The organism is Micromonospora sp. NPDC049662, from assembly GCF_040675055.1.
Lineage (GTDB): Bacteria > Actinomycetota > Actinomycetes > Mycobacteriales > Micromonosporaceae > Micromonospora.
The window spans coordinates 79,439-95,661 of sequence record NZ_JBFAOC010000007.1 but is presented as its reverse complement, the minus strand read 5'-3'; the positions used below and the strand labels follow the sequence as shown (position 1 = coordinate 95,661).

Here is a 16,223-nt window from a genome sequence, read left to right as displayed (position 1 = left end):
GTTGCTTGCTCTATACCCCCTCAGCCTGGCCTTCGGTGCGTCGGCGTGGGGGGGGGGGGGGGGGGCCCCCCCCCCCCCCCCGACCGAGGGGATGAGCCGCACTCGTTGCCACGCGAGGACCGGCTCGCACTTAAACATATATGCCTAAGTGGTCAGCCGCAACGCTTAGTTGTCTGGCCAGTGCGTGTCGTGATCAAATTGGCGTGCCACGCGAGGAGTGCCATGCCACAGACACCGGACTACATCCGGATCTCGGAAGAGATCATCGGGGACCTGCGCAGCGGGAAGGTCAAGCCGGGGGACAAGTTGCCCTCGATCGCTGACATGTCCGACCGCTTCGATGTCAGCTCGTCCACCATTCAGATGGTCTACGTCCGCTTGGAAGCGCTGCGGGTCATCCGGCGGCACCAGGGCAAGGGCGTCTTCGTGACCGACCCGAAGACCTGGATGCGGGAGCCGTAGGTGGCGTGGGACATCTCGGAACACGCCGCCTACGCGGGCGGTCTCGCCACCCGTGTGGCAGACCTGCGGCAGCGTTTTCCGGACGCACTCGTGACGTGCGACGTTGACGGAAACTTCTCCGGGCCCGAACTCATCTGCTGGAACGCACACCCTCGCAAGATCTGGGTGTGGGTGTTCGAGTCGGATGATGCTGCGGGGGCGCGGCGAGCTTCGGCCCGGCTGGAGCAGTTCATCGCGGCCCCGCACGAGCTGACCGATGTCGTGGACAAGCCGGTGGTGGCCGGCCCGAACGACGTCTTCGACAAGGAGTCCGTCACCGCGTCCAGTTACTTCGACGTGGATGGGCGGATCGAGGTCCGGAACGGGCCCACCGACGGCATTCAGCTGTTCCGGGCCTTCCGTATCGATGACTTTGACGACATTGCCAACCGGGTCGCGATCAACCTCGTGCTCGGCGCCGCGTACAAGGCGGACCGTGACTCCCGAAGGGCGCTGGGTTTCCGGCGTGCCGGTCTCCCCGTGCACTCGCCAGGTGACGAGCGCGTTTGACAGGTCCCGCCTACCACATCGAGGCGCGGTCTGGGACGTCGTCCACAGGAGTGCGCGCTGTCCACAGGGGCACCCGCGCGGCCGGTGTGCCGGGGCGCGGTACGGCAGGTTCGGCCCATGGACTCGCGACTGTGCGCGCTCGTGGCTTCCGGTGGTGGGGTGTGCACCTGGCGGGAGATGGTGCGGGCGGCACCCGAGTGGACGGTTCAGGCCGCGTGCCGGGCTGGTCGGCTGGTCCGGGCGCTGCCCGGGGTCTACCTGGACGCCACCCTGCTCTCCCGGACGAGCACCGCGGAACCGCTCCTGGCCCGCGTCGAACCCGAAGTGGCGCGGCGGGCGGCTCTCGCGTACGCCGACGGTCGGGGTGCGCTCTGCCGGCTGACCGCGCTCGACGTGTGGGGCCTGCGCCGCCAGCCATCCGGCGAGCCGGTGTACGTGGACGTACCGATCGGCTCGGGTCTGCGTGGCCGGCCCGGGTTGATTCTCCGACACCGCACGGGATTCGCGGCCGAACCGCCGCAGGCGGTGGTACGAGGTGGGTTCCCCGTGACGCGACTCGACCGGACCCTGGTGGACTGTTGGCCGCTGCCGCCACCGGGCGACCGCCCCGGCCCGGTCATCCGCGCCGTCAATGACCGGCTCACCACGTCACAGCGACTCGTCGCCGCCCTGGCCGAGGAGCCCCGGTTGACCGACCGCGCGGCGCTGCGTGGCCTGGTGGACCGGCTCGCCGCCGGCTGCCGTAGCCCGCTGGAGATCTGGGCCACGATCACGTGTTCACGGGGGCGGGCATGCCGGCGTTCGTCCGCCAGGCACCGGTGCGAGTCGGCGGTCGGACCATCTACCTTGACATGCTCGCCGAGGCCGAGCGGGTCAACGTCGAGCTGGACGGTGCCAACAGCCACGGTGACCCGGCCGAACGCGAGATCGACCTCCGCCGCGACGCCCTGCTGGCAACCACGGGAATCCTCGTCGTCCGCTTCACCCACCGTCGCCTGCTGGCGAACCCCGCCGAGGTCCGTCAGCAGACCCTGGCGATCCTGGCCAGCCGCCGCCCATCCTGACGATCACTTGATGGTGACCAGTTCTCCGGCACCTCTGACAACTGGTCACCATCAAGTGATCATGAAAAGCCGCGTCAGGGGGTTGTGGCGAAGGCTAGGGCGCCGCAGGCGGCGATCAGGAGGAACAGGGTCAGCAGGATGAGGCTCACGATCGCGCCGGGGCGTTGGATGACCGGCTTGCCGGGGTCGAGGGGCGCGGGCAGGTGCGCCGCGACGCCCGGCGTCGGCTGGGGCGGGGCGAGCCGCAGGATGCGCCGCAACCGGAAGCGGTCGAAGCCGAGGAAGATCGGAATGCCGATGATGCCGATTCCCCACCAGCCGGCCAGCAGGGTCTTGTTGGTGTGGTGGCGGTACAGCGAGAGGCCGCAGGCGCGGCACATCCAGCCGCGTTGGGAGGAGACGACGTACAGGATCACGATGCTCGTCATCGACTGGAACGAGACCCGCGCGGCGGGGTGACTGCCGCAGAACTGGCACTCCCCGTCGGCGGGTGGCCGCAGGGCAGGGGGTGGCACGGGCGCGGGAGTGGGCATTGTCGACATTGATGGCTCCGAGACTCAGGCGGCCGGCGTGGGGTAGCGGTCCCCGCCGTACTGGCGCAGCGCGGCCGCGACCTCGTCGCGCGACTGCCGGGTGTTCCGCAGGTCGGCGACGCGGTAGCCGCGCAGGCCGGTCAGCTCGACGTCGGGCGGCACCGCGCGCTGCGTCTGGTCGGCCACCCAGACGGTGAGCATGCTCGGCTTCTCCAGCTTGCCGGCGTTCGGCTTCTTCTCGATCGCCACCCGGGTCACCTCCGACCACCCGAACTCGGTGGTGTTCGGTCCCTTGGTCCAGGTGATGCCCTGCTCACCGATGCGGACGGCGAACGCCTCGCGGCTCTCCCGCACCGCGCCGAGGCCGCCGATCAGGGCCAGCGCCGCCATCGCGTACCCGACCCAGTTGCCGAAGGTGAACTCCTGGTTCATCATCGCCAGCAGTTCCGGCGAGAACAGCAGGACGACGGCGAGGACCAGCAGCGCCGGGCCCTTCGCGTACGGCTTCCAGTTGCGTTCAAGTTGCATCGTGCGTTCCTCCCCCGTGCCTTCCCTGGTGGAAGGACGGGAGGATGCTAACCAGTCGCGATCAAGTTTTGGTGACCCGGTGGTGAAGAAGGTCGCCGATCCAGCGCGCGGCCTCCCGCTGGGCGGCGAGCAGGTGCTCGCGGGCGTCCGCCATCTCCTGGTCCGCGTCCTCGTCGAGGCGGTCGCCGAGGATCGTCGCCCACCGCCGGCTCAACTCCTCGGCGTACGTCGCCCGGCGCATCTGCTCGTCGAACTGGTACTCCATCCGCACCATCGCGTCGACGTGGGGTCGTAGCGCCGGCATCATCCGCTCGTCGAGGCGTACGGCGGCGTCGGGTCGGCAGGTCACGAGGACGTCCCCGCGCCGGTAGGACCACTCCGGGTCCTCGGCGAGCGCCCGCTGCAACGCCACCTCCAGGTCGGCGGCCCGGTGCGGGGGCAGGTCCCGGGCGGCATCGGCGGCGAGCCGGGTCAGTCGCTGGACGGCGTTCGGCTGGAAGTACCCCACGTACCAGTTCAGCACCTCGGCCCGCAGGCTCGCCGGTGACGACCAGGCGAAGGTGGCGCGGACGTAGAACGAGTAGACGTACCCCTGCGCGGGCACCGCGATCAGCCGGGGCGCGTCGCGCTGCTCGACCAGCGGGCCGGGCGGAGACGGGCCGGCGCCGACGCCGACGGGGGCCTCGTCCTGGAGCGCGGCCACCAGCCGGTCCCACGTGCGCGCCCACCACCGCCAGCCGCGCACGCTGCCGTTCCGGGTGATCCTCAGCGCGCGGACGACCCGCTGCCGCCACAGATCCGCGGGCCTCGGTTCCTGCTCGGGAGCGTCCGTCATGGCACCCCTTCACGGTTACGGGTCCGCGCGCCCGCAGCTCACGTTAACAACGGATGACCGAAATGCCCGCCGCCGCGCCGATGTGCGACACAATGCCGGTTGCCCGCGGTTCACCGGGCATTGTGGAGCAGTTGGGCCGGCGGGACTGTCGCCGACCGCGGGCAACGGCCAGACTGAGCGCGACCCGCCACTCACGTGGATCGATGGATCGGATGGTCTGGAGGCAGCCTGTGTCCACCCTCGTGTCCCCGCTTGCCGCGCTCGGCGCGATCCGCCGGCGTACCGCCACCCTCGCCCTGCTCCTCGCCCTGGTCGCCGCCGCGCTGGTCGGCCCGTCCGTGCTCACCCCACGGCTGACGGACTCCGCGTCGGCGGCGGTCTACAGCTCCTGCACCATCAGCCGCTGCGCGGACGCGCGCACCGCACGTTCCGGCTGGTCCGCCAAGGGCTTCCCGACCAGCCGCGGCTGGTACTCCTGGAGTGGCGGGCTGTCCAACTTCGCCGGTGGCCGGTTCTACAACTACGAGGGTCAACTGCCCACGAACGCCACCTACTACGAGTACGACGTGTACCCCCGCACCCAGGGCGCGGCCCGCGACGCGTACCGGATCGTGGTGAACCGCAGCACGGGCGTCACCTGGTTCTCGCCCAACCACTACACCGACTTCTACCGGCTCTGACCGACCCGGTGGCCAGCCGGTCCAGGAGGCACCCGCATGGACGACGCTGAGCAGGTTGGCGCGGTGGTACTGGCCGGGGCGGCGGCCCGCACCCGACCCGCGCTCTTCGCCGCGCTGGCCGAGGCGCTGGCCCTGCCGGCGTACCTGGGCGACACTTGGGACGCCCTCGCCGACGTGCTCCGGGACCGGCTGGACGCCGGCCCGCTGGCCCTGCTGGTCACCGACGCCGGTCAGCTCCTCGCCGACGAGCCGCCCGGCCAGCACGCGCTGCTGAGGGCCGTGCTCGACGACCTCGCCAGCACCGCCCCGCACCCGCTGCGCGTGGTCCTGCGCCCCTGAGGTCGCGATCGGTCACCGGTCGGGCTGCCGACAGTTCGGCCGGTGACCGGTGCGGTGACGGTGGCGGTGACGCTCGGGTGACGGCCCTTTCGCGATCCTCGTGCCGGACCGGGCGGTGTGCGCCGGCGTGGGCAGCGGGGAGGCCGCAGCGGTGGACTTCGTCGACGGTGTGCTGGTGCGGTTGGCCGACCCGGGCACCCGCGCCGCGCTCTTCGACGACGCCTCGCTGGCCCACCTGGTCGAGGCCGCGTACGACACCGAGGCGATGCCCGTCGCGCCCCCGTACGCGGCCGTCTTCGACGAGCTGACCCTCGGCTTCGCCGCCGCGCCGGTGACCCTCGCCGAGGGGGAGTGGCTGGGCGAGGGTGGCACGGCCCGTACCGAGCTGCGCGTGCGTCTGCACGGACTCGGCGGGTCGGCGCTGCGCATCGACGCGCTCTGGCGGGGGAGCCTCGTGGTGCGCACGAGCGCCGCCCGGGACCGGGTCGAGGACCTCGACGTGGCGACGCCGGCCTTCGACGTCGACCCGCAGATCATCGCCGACCTGGGCGCGTTGCCGGCCGATCCGACGCTGCTGGAGACCGAGCGCCGTACCCGACTGGTGGCCCGGCTGCGGGCGGGCCTGCACCAGCCCGCCGCCTTCACCGACGCGCACCTGGACCGGCTGCTCGCCGGTGTCGGCGCGGCGAACGCCGGTGACCTGGTGGACCGGATGCGCGGGCAGGCCGCCGGCGCGACCGTGCGGCTGCGCTACGCCGCGCCGCCGGCCACCCCACCCACACCCCGCCCGCTGCCGTTCGCCGCCGCCGTGCTGGTCCGCGACCAGGGTTTCTCCCTGGCCGACCTGCTCGTCGAGACGCGGCTGGTCCGTGCCCGCGCCGAGGAGCTGGGGCTGGACGTGCCCGCGCCGGAGGACGTCCGGCGGCGACACCGGGTGGTCGCCGTGTGGGTGGTGCCCGTCGAGACGTTCGACGACGACGGCTGGCCCGGCGGTGACACCGGCACCGCCGCGCAGAAGCGGGCCGACCGGTTCGCCCGTGCCGGCCAGTGGCTCGCCCGCAGCGGCATCGGGCTCGCCGCCGTCCCGACCTGAGATCAGACCAGCAGCAACTTCGTCCGGGAGGACCCGTGGCACCGACAGCAGCATTCCCGTTCATCGAGGTCCGGATCGTGCCGCCCCCGGCGCCGCTGGCCCAGCGTTCGCCGGGCGTCATCGCCGTGGTGGGCAAGACGCCGTCCACGGCCGACGGTGGGTCCGCCCCGGCCAACACCCCGGTCCGGATCGAGACCCTCGACGACGCGGTGACCAACTTCGCCCGCCGACAGGCCGGCAACGTGGTCCGCAACGCCCTCTACAACTCGCTCGAACTGGCGTTCCTGCAGGACCCGCGCCCGGCCAAGGTGTACGGCGTCAAGGTCGCCGGCGACGACTACGCCGCCGCGCTCAGCGGTCTGGAGGCCGCCGACGACGTGACCATGGTGTCGCTGGCCAACGAGTCGACCGTCGGCAACCCTGCCGGCGCGGGCGCGCCCACCGGGCTGCACGCGCTCAAGGCGCACGTGGAGACGATGTCCGCTGCCGGCCAACGCCGCATCGGCTTCGCCATGGTCAACCCGGCGACGGAGAAGAGCCCCACCTACGTCACCGACATCACCACCGCCGCGAACCCGCTCAAGAGCAGCACCAGCCGGATGCTGATGATCGCCGCCCGGGGCGCGGACGGCGACGCGGCCACCGCCGCCATGGCCGCCGTGGCCGGGCTGCCGGTGCACCACAGCATCGTGCTGAAGAAGATCCGCGGGGTGGCCATCCCGGTGGCCAAGCAGTACAGCCCGGCCGAGATCAAGGGCCTCTCCGAGGCCAACCTCACCCCGATCATCGACCCCACGTTGATCACCGGCGAGAGCCTGCACTTCGCCGACGGGCGGCTCTTCACCACCGACGCGAGCCTGCTGCACGTCGACCTGGTACGCACCCTCGATCAGATCGAGTTCATGCTCCGCGCCGGACTCATCGGCCTGGTCGGCGACGCCCGCATCACCAAGCCGGGCATGACCCTGCTCAAGACCCAGGTGGACGGCATCCTCGGCCCGCTCAAGCGGCAGGCCGTGATCGACGACTACCGCATCGAGATCCCCGTGCTGGACATCCTCACCATCCCCGAGGTCGCCCGTACCGCCACCGACACGTCGATCGTCACCACCGCCCGGGCCGACCGCACCGTCGACCTCGTCGTCACCGTCACCTACGGCCCGGCCGTGAGCCGCCTGCTGGTCACGCTCGTGGCCAAGTTCTGACCGGAGGAACCAGACCATGGAGTGGAAGACCCGCCTCGCGGTGCAGTACACCAAGGGCACCGAGACGGTGTTGATCAGCCCGATCGACTCGTTCAGCCCGTCCTTCTCGCTCAACGTCGAGGCGCTGCACTCGTGCGAGGTGACCCACATGGGCGCCATCCACGCGCCCGTGTCGATGAATTTCACGATGACCGTCAAGGCGATCGGGGACGTCGCCGGCCGGCTCACCAAACTGGCCCTCGACGGCGAGCTGTTCGACATCGCGCTGCTGGAGCACACCGGCGACGACTGGGCGTTCTCGTCCTTCGTGTTGCAGGACTGCCTGATCACCAGCGCCACCCCGACCACCGCCACCATCTCCGGCGCGCCGGCCGCGACGTTCAGCGGCTTCAGCCTGGCGGCCTCGGTCGACCCGAAGACCGGCGACCCGTCCGTCCTGCCGTAACCGCACCAGGATCAACCGGAGGTAACAGATGGCGACCGGAGCTGGCCGCGCCGCCCGGGTCACCCGTACCGGGCTGGCCCTGGTGCACGCGGGCGAGCTGGTGTTGCCGGCGGCCGGCAGCGAGGCCGAGGCCGAGCAGGTGACCGAGGACGATCGCGCCGTCATCGCGTACCACTTCCCGGTGGAGATCGAGGTGGTCGCGGCCGGCGGCGCGTTCGACGCCGACGCGCTCGCGGACCTCGCGCTGGCCCGCCTCGCCGAGCACCTGGACGGGCGGTTCTGACGGTGGCCATCTCGGTGCACGTGCCGGTGCGGATCCGGCTGGACGCGCGGTCGGTGACCGAGCGGCCGGAGGCCGTCACCGACGCGCTCGCCGCCGCCCTGGCCCGCGCCCTGGAACGCTCCCGCCAGGAGGCGGTCGCGCCACACGGCGGCTACCTGGAGGTACGCACCGACGCGCCGGAGTTCCGCTGGACCGGCGCGGCCCGGGAGCACGTGACGCCGGACGAGCGGCGTGCCTTCGAGGCCCGGCTGCGCCGGCGCGTCGACGAGGTCGTCGCCGCCGCGCGGCTCGACCCGGGCCTGCCGCCCGGGGTGCCCCTGCCGCTGAGCGAACCGGCCACCGAGCTGTTCGACCCGCAGCGGATGCGCCACCTGCTCGCCGTGTACCGGGTGCCGTCCTACGACGCCGGTGGGGGCGCCGCCGAGGTGCCGGTGGACGGCCCCGAGCCGCCGCGGGTGACCTACCAGTGGCTGCTGCGCCCGGCCGCCTACCTGGCCGGTCACTTCGCCGAGCTGGCCCGCGAGGCGGTACGCCAGCACGGCGGCCTCCCGTCGGGCGCCCCGCAGGGGATCATCGCCCGGGTCATCGACGTGGACGGCCGCCCGGTCTGGGCGATCATGGTGACCACCACTCCACTGTCGGTCCTGACCTTCGAGCAGTTCGGCGAGACGGTGTTCCGGGCCACCCCGCAACCCCACTTCGAGGTCGAGGCGCGGGTGCCCAGCCCGCAACCCGGGACGGTGCAGCGGCGGCCGGTCGCCGACCGCAGCGCCCTGGTCGCCATGGTGGACGAGGAGTTGAGCGGCGACATCCGGCGGCGGCTGCGGATCGCCTCGCCGCGCGGCGAGACCACCAGCGTCGAGGAGTACCAGGCGCAGATCGAGCGGGCCGTCGACGCCGAGGTGACGCGGCGGGTCGACGCGATCCTCGCGTCGGTGGGCGGGGCCACGCCGACCAGCCTGGTGGTGGTCGACATCGGCGGCGTCTCCCTGTTGCTGGTCAGCACCGAGGAGACCGACGCCACGCTGCACTTCACCGGCACGGCCAACCTGTTGCCGATCAGCGTCGAGCAGCGCCCGGCCGCCCCGCCCGATCCGAACGCGCCGTCCGGCGGCGGGGCCGGCACGGGCACCGGAGTCGGCACGGGGAACGGAGCCGGCGGCGGAGCGGGCAGCGGCCCGGGTGGCGGTGGACCGGGCGGAACCGGTTCGGGCGGCCTCGGCACGGGTAGCGGTCCCGGTGGCGGGGCCGGGGGCACCGGCGACGGTGGCACCGCCGCCCGGCGGGGCGGTTTCGTCTTCGACCCGAGCAGCCCCAGCGCACCGCCGGGCGTAGAGGGGCGGCGGTTCCCCGCCGTCGGGGCGGGGCACTCCACGATGCCCGCCTGCGCGTCGTTCAACGAGGAGCCGGAGCTGGCCGCGCTCGGCCCGGACGGCGACGAGCTGCGCCGACTGATGGACGACATCGCGTTCCGGTTGCAGATGGGCGAGCCGTGCCGTTACCCGGCGAACTTCTGCCTCCAGGCCGCCGCCGTGCTGCGCGGCCGGGCCGCCGCGATCAGCCTGCTCGTCGGCTCGGCCGAGCGGGAGGCGTTCACCCGGCCGGTGCCCGAGGGCAGCGGGCGACTCGGCCCGCTGGACTTCCGACCGGTCGCCTCGCCGGCCGTGCAGTTCCTGCGTCACCTGGCCGGCGTCGTGCCCCGCCTCGACCATCTCGCCCAACTCGTCATGCGCCGCTACCGCCAGCCCGAGCACTTCGCGCGGATCCAGGGCGGCTGGATCGACACGTCCGCGTCCTGGAACCTGCACTTCGCGCAGGCGCTCAGCCCGGCCGTGAACGCCGCGGTGGGTGAGCTGTTCGTCGTCGGCAGCCAGGCCATGCTGGTGCAACTCCTGCTCAGCTCGCGGAACGGTATCGAGGCGCGGATCGCCCGCTTCGAGGCGTACGCGCCGATCTTCGAGCGGTTGATCGTCTCCCAGCTCACCGACTACGCCGAGTTGCAGGGGCTGCGCGAGCGGCTGCGCCGCCACGAGGCCGCCCGGTGGACGCAAGAGCACACCGACCTCGGCGGCGGCGCCGTCGCCACGCTGAGCATGCTGAACCCGTCCACCGCCTGGTACGGGGCCGCCCGCGCCATCTCGAGCGCGTTCCTCGCCACCGAGGCGGCCCTGACCAGCCCCGGCGCGGCCGGCGAGATCGTCGAACGCGACGGCGTCACCCGCATCCGCGACTCGCACGCGGTGCTCTGGACCCTCGGCGAGATCGAACAGGCGCTGGTCATCCAGCGCGGCGAGGCCGAGGGCGTCGACCCGCTGGTCAAGCAGATCAGCGACCTGCCCGACGTGCTGGCCCGCTTCGCCGGCAACCGGTCGGCGATCCGCGACGAGCTGTGGCGGGTGTTGCAGGACATGCGACGCCACAACACCGAGATGCTCGGCCGCGCCCGCACCGACGCGCACTTCGCCTTCCGGTCCAGCCGGATCAGCGAACACATCCCGTCGGCCACGATCCCCGGCGGACGCTACGCGTTGCAGGGCATCCACCTCGTCACCCACCAGCAGCTCGGCGAGTTCTTCGGCGGCAACCCCTACTACACCACCGGCGTCGACAGCCTGTTCAGCACCGAGCTGGGCCGGGAGGCGCTGAGCGCCTTCGCCGTCATGGTGGGGATCATCGCGCTGTCGCTGCTCTGCCCGCCGCTGGGCTTCGTGGTCGGGGTCGCCGTCGCCGCCGTCGACGTGGCACACGCCCACCAACGCGAGCGCCTCTACTCCTCGATGCTGGACCCGGAGCTGGTGCTCACCCGCACCGAGATCGAGGTCGAGCTGTTCGCCGCGTACCTCGGGTTGGCGATGTCGCTGATCCCGGAGGCCGGCACCATCGGCGGCGCGGCCGTGCGCGGCGGCCGGGTCGCGCTGCGCTTCGGCGTCCGCGCGGGGCTGCGCGCCGCCCGGGGGTACGTGGTACGCCGGGTCACCCGACAGATCGTCGAGGCCGCGTCCCGCGACCTGCTCCAGGGGTTCCTCACCGAGATCCTGCTCAACGAGGTGCTGGAACGCGTCGTGCAGAAGCTGATGGAGCCGATCCTCGCCTACGTGGAGCGCGAGGCGATGCTCAGCGGCGCCGTCGGCGGCCCGGAGGGCGCCCGGTTCATCCTCATGGTGCTCGACTCGCAGCCCGGCGGTGCCGCCGCCGGCCCGCGCGTGCCGGTGGTGCGGCCGTGACCGGGCCCCGCCGGTTCCGCGCCGGCCGGTTCCTCGACGCCGCCGCCGTGCACGCCGCCGCCGACGCGAACCCCCGGCTGCGGCGCTTCATGCGGACCATCGCCGAGCACAGCGAGGCCGGCGAGGTGCGCTCCCGGCGGCTACTGGAACACCTCATCCGCCGCATCGTCGACGACGTCGGCGACCTGCACCTGGGCAACGCGCTCAACCGGCTGGAACGCATCGCCGTGCTGCGGGACAACATCGCCGCGATCCTCGACCACGTGCTGGAGGGCGGCACCCTGCCCGAGGGGGTGCGGGTGGCGACCCTCGGCGAGTACTTCGACCAGCTCAGCACCGAGATGCGCGAGCTGAGCCGACCCCGCGAGGGCATCGTCGGTGACGCGCCGCTGCGGCTGGCCGACGACGCGGGCGCGTACGCCGACTCGCTGCTGCGGGAGTTCGACGGCGGCGGCGGGGCCGCCGGCCGGCACGTCGAGCCGGCCGCGATCGTCGGTGACGCGTTCCGGGCCATGCCGGCGGACCGGCAGGCGGCGCTGCGCCGGGCCGCCGAGCTGGAACCGGCCGCGCTGTGGCGCGCTGTCGCCGCCGAGAGTGAGGCCGGCAAACGGACCGCCGTCGCCGACCTCCAGACCCGCCTCGGCGGCCGGCTCACCCCCGACGAGCTGGCCCGGCTGCGCACCGCCATCGACGACCTGGGTCGGGCGCGCTCGCGCGGCCTGCAGATGAGTGACGCCCGGCTCGCCGACGCCCTCGCCCGCATCGGCGATCCGGACCTGCGGGCGGTCGTGGCCGGCGGCGACGTCTGGCTCACCCAGCAGCTCGCCGTGCACAATCCGGAGGCGCTGGCCACCCTCTGGCGGCGCTTCCGCGACGGCGGTGGACGCGCCGACGACGGCCCCGGCTTCCGCGCCTACCTGCGCCACGACATGGTCACCTACGGCCGGGGCGTCCTCGGCGAGTACAGCGCGGCGTTCTCGCTGAGCAGCATCGAGCTGTTCCTCAAGGGACCGGACGCCAACGTCAAGGTCGCCGGCACCGACCTCGTCGGCATCGGCCACGACGGCTGGGTGTGGCTCGTCGACGACAAGTCGCACCGGGCCGCCAGCGTCAGCGGGGTCAGCGCGCTCACCGACAACCTCGTGGTCAACCTGCGCCGCGACGCCGCCGACTTCCGCGAGGCGATCGCCCGCCTCCAGCGCGACGACCCCGGCTTCACCCCCGATCCGCGCATCCTCGACGCGATCTCCCGAATGGAGGACGCCGCCGCCGAGATCGACCGGATCAACCGGCGCGGCTCCGCGTCCACCCGGCCCGCCCGGATCAGCGCCGCCCTGGCCGAGCGCCGGCTGCGGCTGCGGGTCACCAGCGCCGCGGGCGAGGTCCGCGAGATCACCCAGGCCCTGCGCGACCTCGGCCTGGCCGTCGAACCCACCGGCACGCCGGTGCCGCTGCCACCCACCGGAGGACGCTGAGCATGGCGATCACCAGCAGCTTCATGCGGTACGGCACGGTGCCGTCGGCGATCATCAGCGACGGCGTGCTGCCGATCCCCCTGTGGGCGGTCACCGCCATCTCCCTGGCGCAGACGTACCACCTGCCGCCGATCGGCTCCACCGCCCACAAGGCCATCGTGGCCACCCACGACGACACCATCACGCTCACCGGGGTGCTCGTCGGCGCGGAACGCTACGCCTGGAAGTTCGCCCTGGAGACGATGGCCGAGGCGAGCAAACGCGGCACCGCCCTGGCGGCGTACTCCGGCGGGAAGTTCGGCGGGCTGATCCTGGTCACCTCCATGACCATCCGCACCGACATGCAGGTGCAGTCGCTGACCTTCAACGCCTCGGCCGCCCGCCGCGACGTCCTGGACACCACCATCACCCTCGTCCACGTGCCCCGTCCCAGCCTGCTCGGCAAGCTGCTCGACGTGGCCAGCATCGGAGTCGGCGCGCTCGCCGACGGGTTGGGCAACTGATGCCACCATTCCCGATCGACCGCTACCTGCTGCCGGAGACACCGATCGAGGTGCCCGACGGGTTCACCGAGGTGCGGCAGAGCCTCACCGCCGGCCTGCCGCACCGCGTCGAGTTGGGCGCGGGCGTGCACGCGGTGCTGATCCTGCCCACCGGCCTGGCCCGACAGTGGCTGTCCACCGATCCGCTCGCCGTGGTGAGCAGCTCCGCCGACGACCTCGCGCCCCGACCCGCGCCGACGGCCACGTCCCGGCCACCGGCGCTGGTCGGGCGGGTGCCGCTGCGTCTCGTCGTCCGCCAGGGCACCCGCATCCTCGGCTCGGTGCCGCTCGCCACCGGCCTGCGCCGGGTCTGCCCCGACGCGGGCACACCCACCGCCCCCGGCGTCACCCCGGTCGCCGTCGAGGTGCTGGTGCTGGCCTGGCTGCTGCACGCCGGGACGGTCCGCGGCTCCGGCGACTACGGCTCGTACCTGACCGTGGCCTGGCGGCCCGCCGACCGGGCGGTGGACCAGTTCGGGCCACCACCGATCAACGAGTTCGTCTGGCGTCGCCGGCCGCCCGCGCAGCGCGTCGAGTCCGACCTCGGTCCCGCCCGGCTGCGCTACCGCTACCTGCTCGACAAGAAGATGCGGAGGGTGCTGCGGTGACGCTCACGCCGTTCCAGACCGGCCAGGTACGCCAGGGCGCCGTCGGCAACGACGCCGGCTGGACCATCACCTTCCACCGGGAGACCCCGACCGGCATCAGCCCGGACGCCGCGCTCACCCTGTCCAGCGCCGACTACTACGCGGCCATCGACGCCGCGCTGCCCGACGGGCTGGGCCCCGGCGCGTACACGGTCACCGTGCAGGGGCTCGTCGACGAACACTTCGCCGCGCTGCGCACCGCCGAGGGGCAACCGCCGCTGGTGGCGAAGCTGCACCTGTACTGGCGCGACGCCAACACCTCCGTCGGCGCGTTCTTCACCAACCTGGTCGGCGTGAACGCCGGCCCGACCCCGGCCGAGCTGACCCAGGCGCTGGTCGCCGTCCTGCGGGTCACGAAGGTGCGCCGGCTCACCGGCGAGCGGACGTACGACACCGAGCTGACCCTCGTCGAGCAGGCGTACGCCCGGCTCGGGCAGCGGGTCGCCGAACGGTTCGAGGCGGCCACGTTCACCGCCGCGATCCGCGCCATCGGCGAGCGGACCCGGGTGGACGTGACCGGATGGGGCGCCAACCCGGACGGCACGATGACCCGCGGCGCGACCGAGGCGGCCGGCGACGAGCGGGTCGCCTTCGGGGCGGGGCTGCTCTACCGCGCCGCCCTGGAACGTCTCGGCGGCGCCTTGCAGCAGTCCCTCAACGCGTACGGGCGGGGGATGCTGCTGATCCGCGACGGCACCGTGCACGTCGGCAAGCGTCCCATCCCGTACCCGGAGGGCGAGCCGAAGCCGCTGACCCTCGCCACCGGTCTGCTGGCCTGCACCGAGAACGGCACCCAGGACACCGACCCGTACGCGGCCACCGAGACCGGCGGCACCGCCGCGCCGCGCCGCCGGGCGTGGACGCTGACCCTCAAGGGCCGCCCCGACCTGAAGCCCGGCGACCTGGTGCGCTTCGATCCGCCCCCCACCGACGAGGCCACCACGCTGGGCAGCGTCGGCGCGGCGCTGCTCGGCTCGTTCGCCGCGCCGTTCGCCCCGTCGACCGGGGAACTGGGCGCGGGGTCGAAGCTGCTCTACCTCAGCGCCGCCCGGCACACGCTGTCGCGTACCGCCGGTTTCGTCACGGTGGTGCAGGGCGTGGAGGTCGCGTCGAGCGCCCAGGCGTGGGACACCTGGAGCGACGCGTCCGGTGTGGGGACGGCCGAGCCGGCCGGCCCGGCGTCGTCACCCGGGGTGGCCGCCGCCGAGGCGGTGCGCCGGGCCGCCCGCGCGGCCCGGGGTGAGACGCGCGGCCTGGAGATCGGCGAGGTACGCGCGGTCGCCACCAAAGCCAGCGGCGCGGTCGAGCCGCCCGCCCAGACCGAGACGGTGTGGGAGGGCCTCGTTCGCCCGGACGGCCGCCCCAACGGCTCCCGCCGCCTGCCGGTACGCCGGCAGCAACCCGCTCCGCTGCCCGGGGTGACCTACCTGACCCCATTCGCCTGGGGCGGGTGCGGGCTGATCCTGCCCCGCTACCCGGGCACCCGGGTGGCGCTGGCCTACCGCAACGGCGCACCGGACGACCCGGTCGAGGTGGGCGCGCTCTGGCCCACCGGGCACGCCCCGGTTTCCGAGCCGGGGGACTGGTGGCTGTCCCTGCCGGTCGGGGTGGCCGACAGCAGCCGCTCATCCATCGCCGACACGGCAACCCCCGCCGACCACGACGGCAAGGTGGCGCACGACCTCACCGACGGCGACGGCAACCGGGTCATCGAGCTGGGCGAGCTGACCGTGCGGGTGGGTCGGGCCCAGCTCAAGGGTCGCGGCCAGCGCCCGGCGCGCGCCGACGAGGCCGACAGCATCACCATCGAGCACGCCGCCGGCGGGTCCTCGATCGTGATGAAGCAGGACGGCTCGATCACCATCACCGCCACCCAGATCGACCTGGACGCCGGCAACGGCGCGGTGAACATCAGCGGCGGCACGGTCAGCATCGCCGCCGACGACGTCGACGTCCAGGTCAGCAACGCGATGAACGTCCACTGAGGAGAGCGACATGGCATTCGTGCTCACCACGTCGAGCGACGTGCACTGCCCCAACCAGGGGAAGGTCTCTCCGACCGGGCAGGGCAAGCTGACCGTCGACCACAAGCCGGTGGTCCGCCTCGACGGCGTCAACGGCAAGTCGGTGGCCGGCTGCACCATCACCACCAGCAACTCCACCAAGCAGTGCAGCACGGTGACGTCCGCGACCGGGGCGGCCGGCAAGCTCACGGTCGGCGGGGCCGGGGTGGCGCTGGACTCGCTCAGCGGCGCCACCGACGGCTCCAGCCCCGGACTGTCCGCCAGCGCCGGGCAGAGCAAGCTGAAGGCGGCCTGA

Annotated in this window: 18 protein-coding genes; 15 read left to right on the top strand and 3 right to left on the bottom strand. The window is 73.0% G+C overall.

The features are described from left to right. Positions 1–222 precede the first annotated feature (222 nt). From AB0J36_RS07980 to AB0J36_RS07970, 3 genes are all read left to right on the top strand, one after another. Positions 223–462, top strand: coding sequence for a winged helix-turn-helix domain-containing protein (locus tag AB0J36_RS07980; RefSeq protein WP_357118144.1), 240 nt, complete (start codon positions 223–225; stop codon positions 460–462). Next, positions 463–1,011 carry a hypothetical protein gene (locus tag AB0J36_RS07975; RefSeq protein WP_357169789.1) on the top strand — a complete coding sequence of 183 codons (549 nt, stop codon included), beginning with the start codon at positions 463–465 and terminating at the stop codon, positions 1,009–1,011. 791 nt (positions 1,012–1,802) lie between these two features. Next, a complete protein-coding gene (locus tag AB0J36_RS07970; protein ID WP_363660308.1) occupies positions 1,803–2,075 on the top strand; it encodes a DUF559 domain-containing protein in 273 nt (90 codons plus the stop codon). Between the two features lie 74 nt (positions 2,076–2,149). On the opposite strand, the gene AB0J36_RS07965 is transcribed toward AB0J36_RS07970, so the two are convergent. The 3 genes from AB0J36_RS07965 to AB0J36_RS07955 all read right to left on the bottom strand — a co-directional run bounded on the left by AB0J36_RS07965 (position 2,150) and on the right by AB0J36_RS07955 (position 3,971). After that, complete coding sequence (locus tag AB0J36_RS07965; protein WP_357118153.1) at positions 2,150–2,617, bottom strand: hypothetical protein; 468 nt, start codon at positions 2,615–2,617, stop codon at positions 2,150–2,152. A gap of 15 nt (positions 2,618–2,632) precedes the next feature. After that, positions 2,633–3,136, bottom strand: a complete 504-nt coding sequence (locus AB0J36_RS07960) for a hypothetical protein (RefSeq protein ID WP_357118156.1) — start codon at positions 3,134–3,136, stop codon at positions 2,633–2,635. 61 nt (positions 3,137–3,197) lie between these two features. Further along, on the bottom strand, positions 3,198–3,971 hold the full coding sequence (locus tag AB0J36_RS07955) for a hypothetical protein (protein ID WP_363660307.1): 774 nt from the start codon (positions 3,969–3,971) through the stop codon (positions 3,198–3,200). Between the two features lie 230 nt (positions 3,972–4,201). On the opposite strand from AB0J36_RS07955, the gene AB0J36_RS07950 reads away from it, so the two are divergent. The 12 genes from AB0J36_RS07950 to AB0J36_RS07895 all read left to right on the top strand — a co-directional run bounded on the left by AB0J36_RS07950 (position 4,202) and on the right by AB0J36_RS07895 (position 16,223). Then, the gene (locus AB0J36_RS07950; RefSeq protein WP_363660306.1) at positions 4,202–4,651 is read left to right on the top strand and encodes a ribonuclease domain-containing protein; all 450 of its coding nucleotides are present in this window, start codon (positions 4,202–4,204) and stop codon (positions 4,649–4,651) included. 36 nt (positions 4,652–4,687) lie between these two features. After that, on the top strand, positions 4,688–4,990 hold the full coding sequence (locus AB0J36_RS07945; protein ID WP_357118165.1) for a barstar family protein: 303 nt from the start codon (positions 4,688–4,690) through the stop codon (positions 4,988–4,990). A gap of 127 nt (positions 4,991–5,117) precedes the next feature. Beyond that, positions 5,118–6,083, top strand: coding sequence for a hypothetical protein (locus tag AB0J36_RS07940; protein WP_357118168.1), 966 nt, complete (start codon positions 5,118–5,120; stop codon positions 6,081–6,083). Positions 6,084–6,118: 35 nt separating this feature from the next. Further along, the gene (locus AB0J36_RS07935) at positions 6,119–7,288 is read left to right on the top strand and encodes a hypothetical protein (RefSeq protein ID WP_357118171.1); all 1,170 of its coding nucleotides are present in this window, start codon (positions 6,119–6,121) and stop codon (positions 7,286–7,288) included. Positions 7,289–7,304: 16 nt separating this feature from the next. Further along, positions 7,305–7,733 (top strand): hypothetical protein, encoded by a 429-nt coding sequence (locus AB0J36_RS07930; protein WP_355051244.1) that lies wholly within the window; start codon positions 7,305–7,307, stop codon positions 7,731–7,733. A 28-nt stretch (positions 7,734–7,761) separates the two neighbouring features. Then, positions 7,762–8,016, top strand: coding sequence for a hypothetical protein (locus AB0J36_RS07925; protein WP_357169801.1), 255 nt, complete (start codon positions 7,762–7,764; stop codon positions 8,014–8,016). A 2-nt stretch (positions 8,017–8,018) separates the two neighbouring features. After that, entirely contained in the window at positions 8,019–11,240 is a 3,222-nt protein-coding gene (locus AB0J36_RS07920; protein WP_363660305.1) for a hypothetical protein, read from the top strand. Next, positions 11,237–12,715, top strand: a complete 1,479-nt coding sequence (locus tag AB0J36_RS07915; RefSeq protein WP_363660304.1) for a hypothetical protein — start codon at positions 11,237–11,239, stop codon at positions 12,713–12,715. Before AB0J36_RS07920 ends, AB0J36_RS07915 begins: the two co-directional genes overlap by 4 nt. A gap of 2 nt (positions 12,716–12,717) precedes the next feature. Next, positions 12,718–13,218: a hypothetical protein gene (locus AB0J36_RS07910; RefSeq protein WP_053659787.1), complete on the top strand. Its 501-nt coding sequence runs from the start codon at positions 12,718–12,720 to the stop codon at positions 13,216–13,218. Then, entirely contained in the window at positions 13,218–13,865 is a 648-nt protein-coding gene (locus AB0J36_RS07905) for a hypothetical protein (protein ID WP_363660303.1), read from the top strand. Before AB0J36_RS07910 ends, AB0J36_RS07905 begins: the two co-directional genes overlap by 1 nt. Next, on the top strand, positions 13,862–15,889 hold the full coding sequence (locus AB0J36_RS07900) for a hypothetical protein (RefSeq protein ID WP_363660302.1): 2,028 nt from the start codon (positions 13,862–13,864) through the stop codon (positions 15,887–15,889). The genes AB0J36_RS07905 and AB0J36_RS07900 overlap by 4 nt, the downstream gene beginning before the upstream one ends. Before the next feature lie 10 nt (positions 15,890–15,899). Then, positions 15,900–16,223: a hypothetical protein gene (locus AB0J36_RS07895; RefSeq protein ID WP_363660301.1), complete on the top strand. Its 324-nt coding sequence runs from the start codon at positions 15,900–15,902 to the stop codon at positions 16,221–16,223.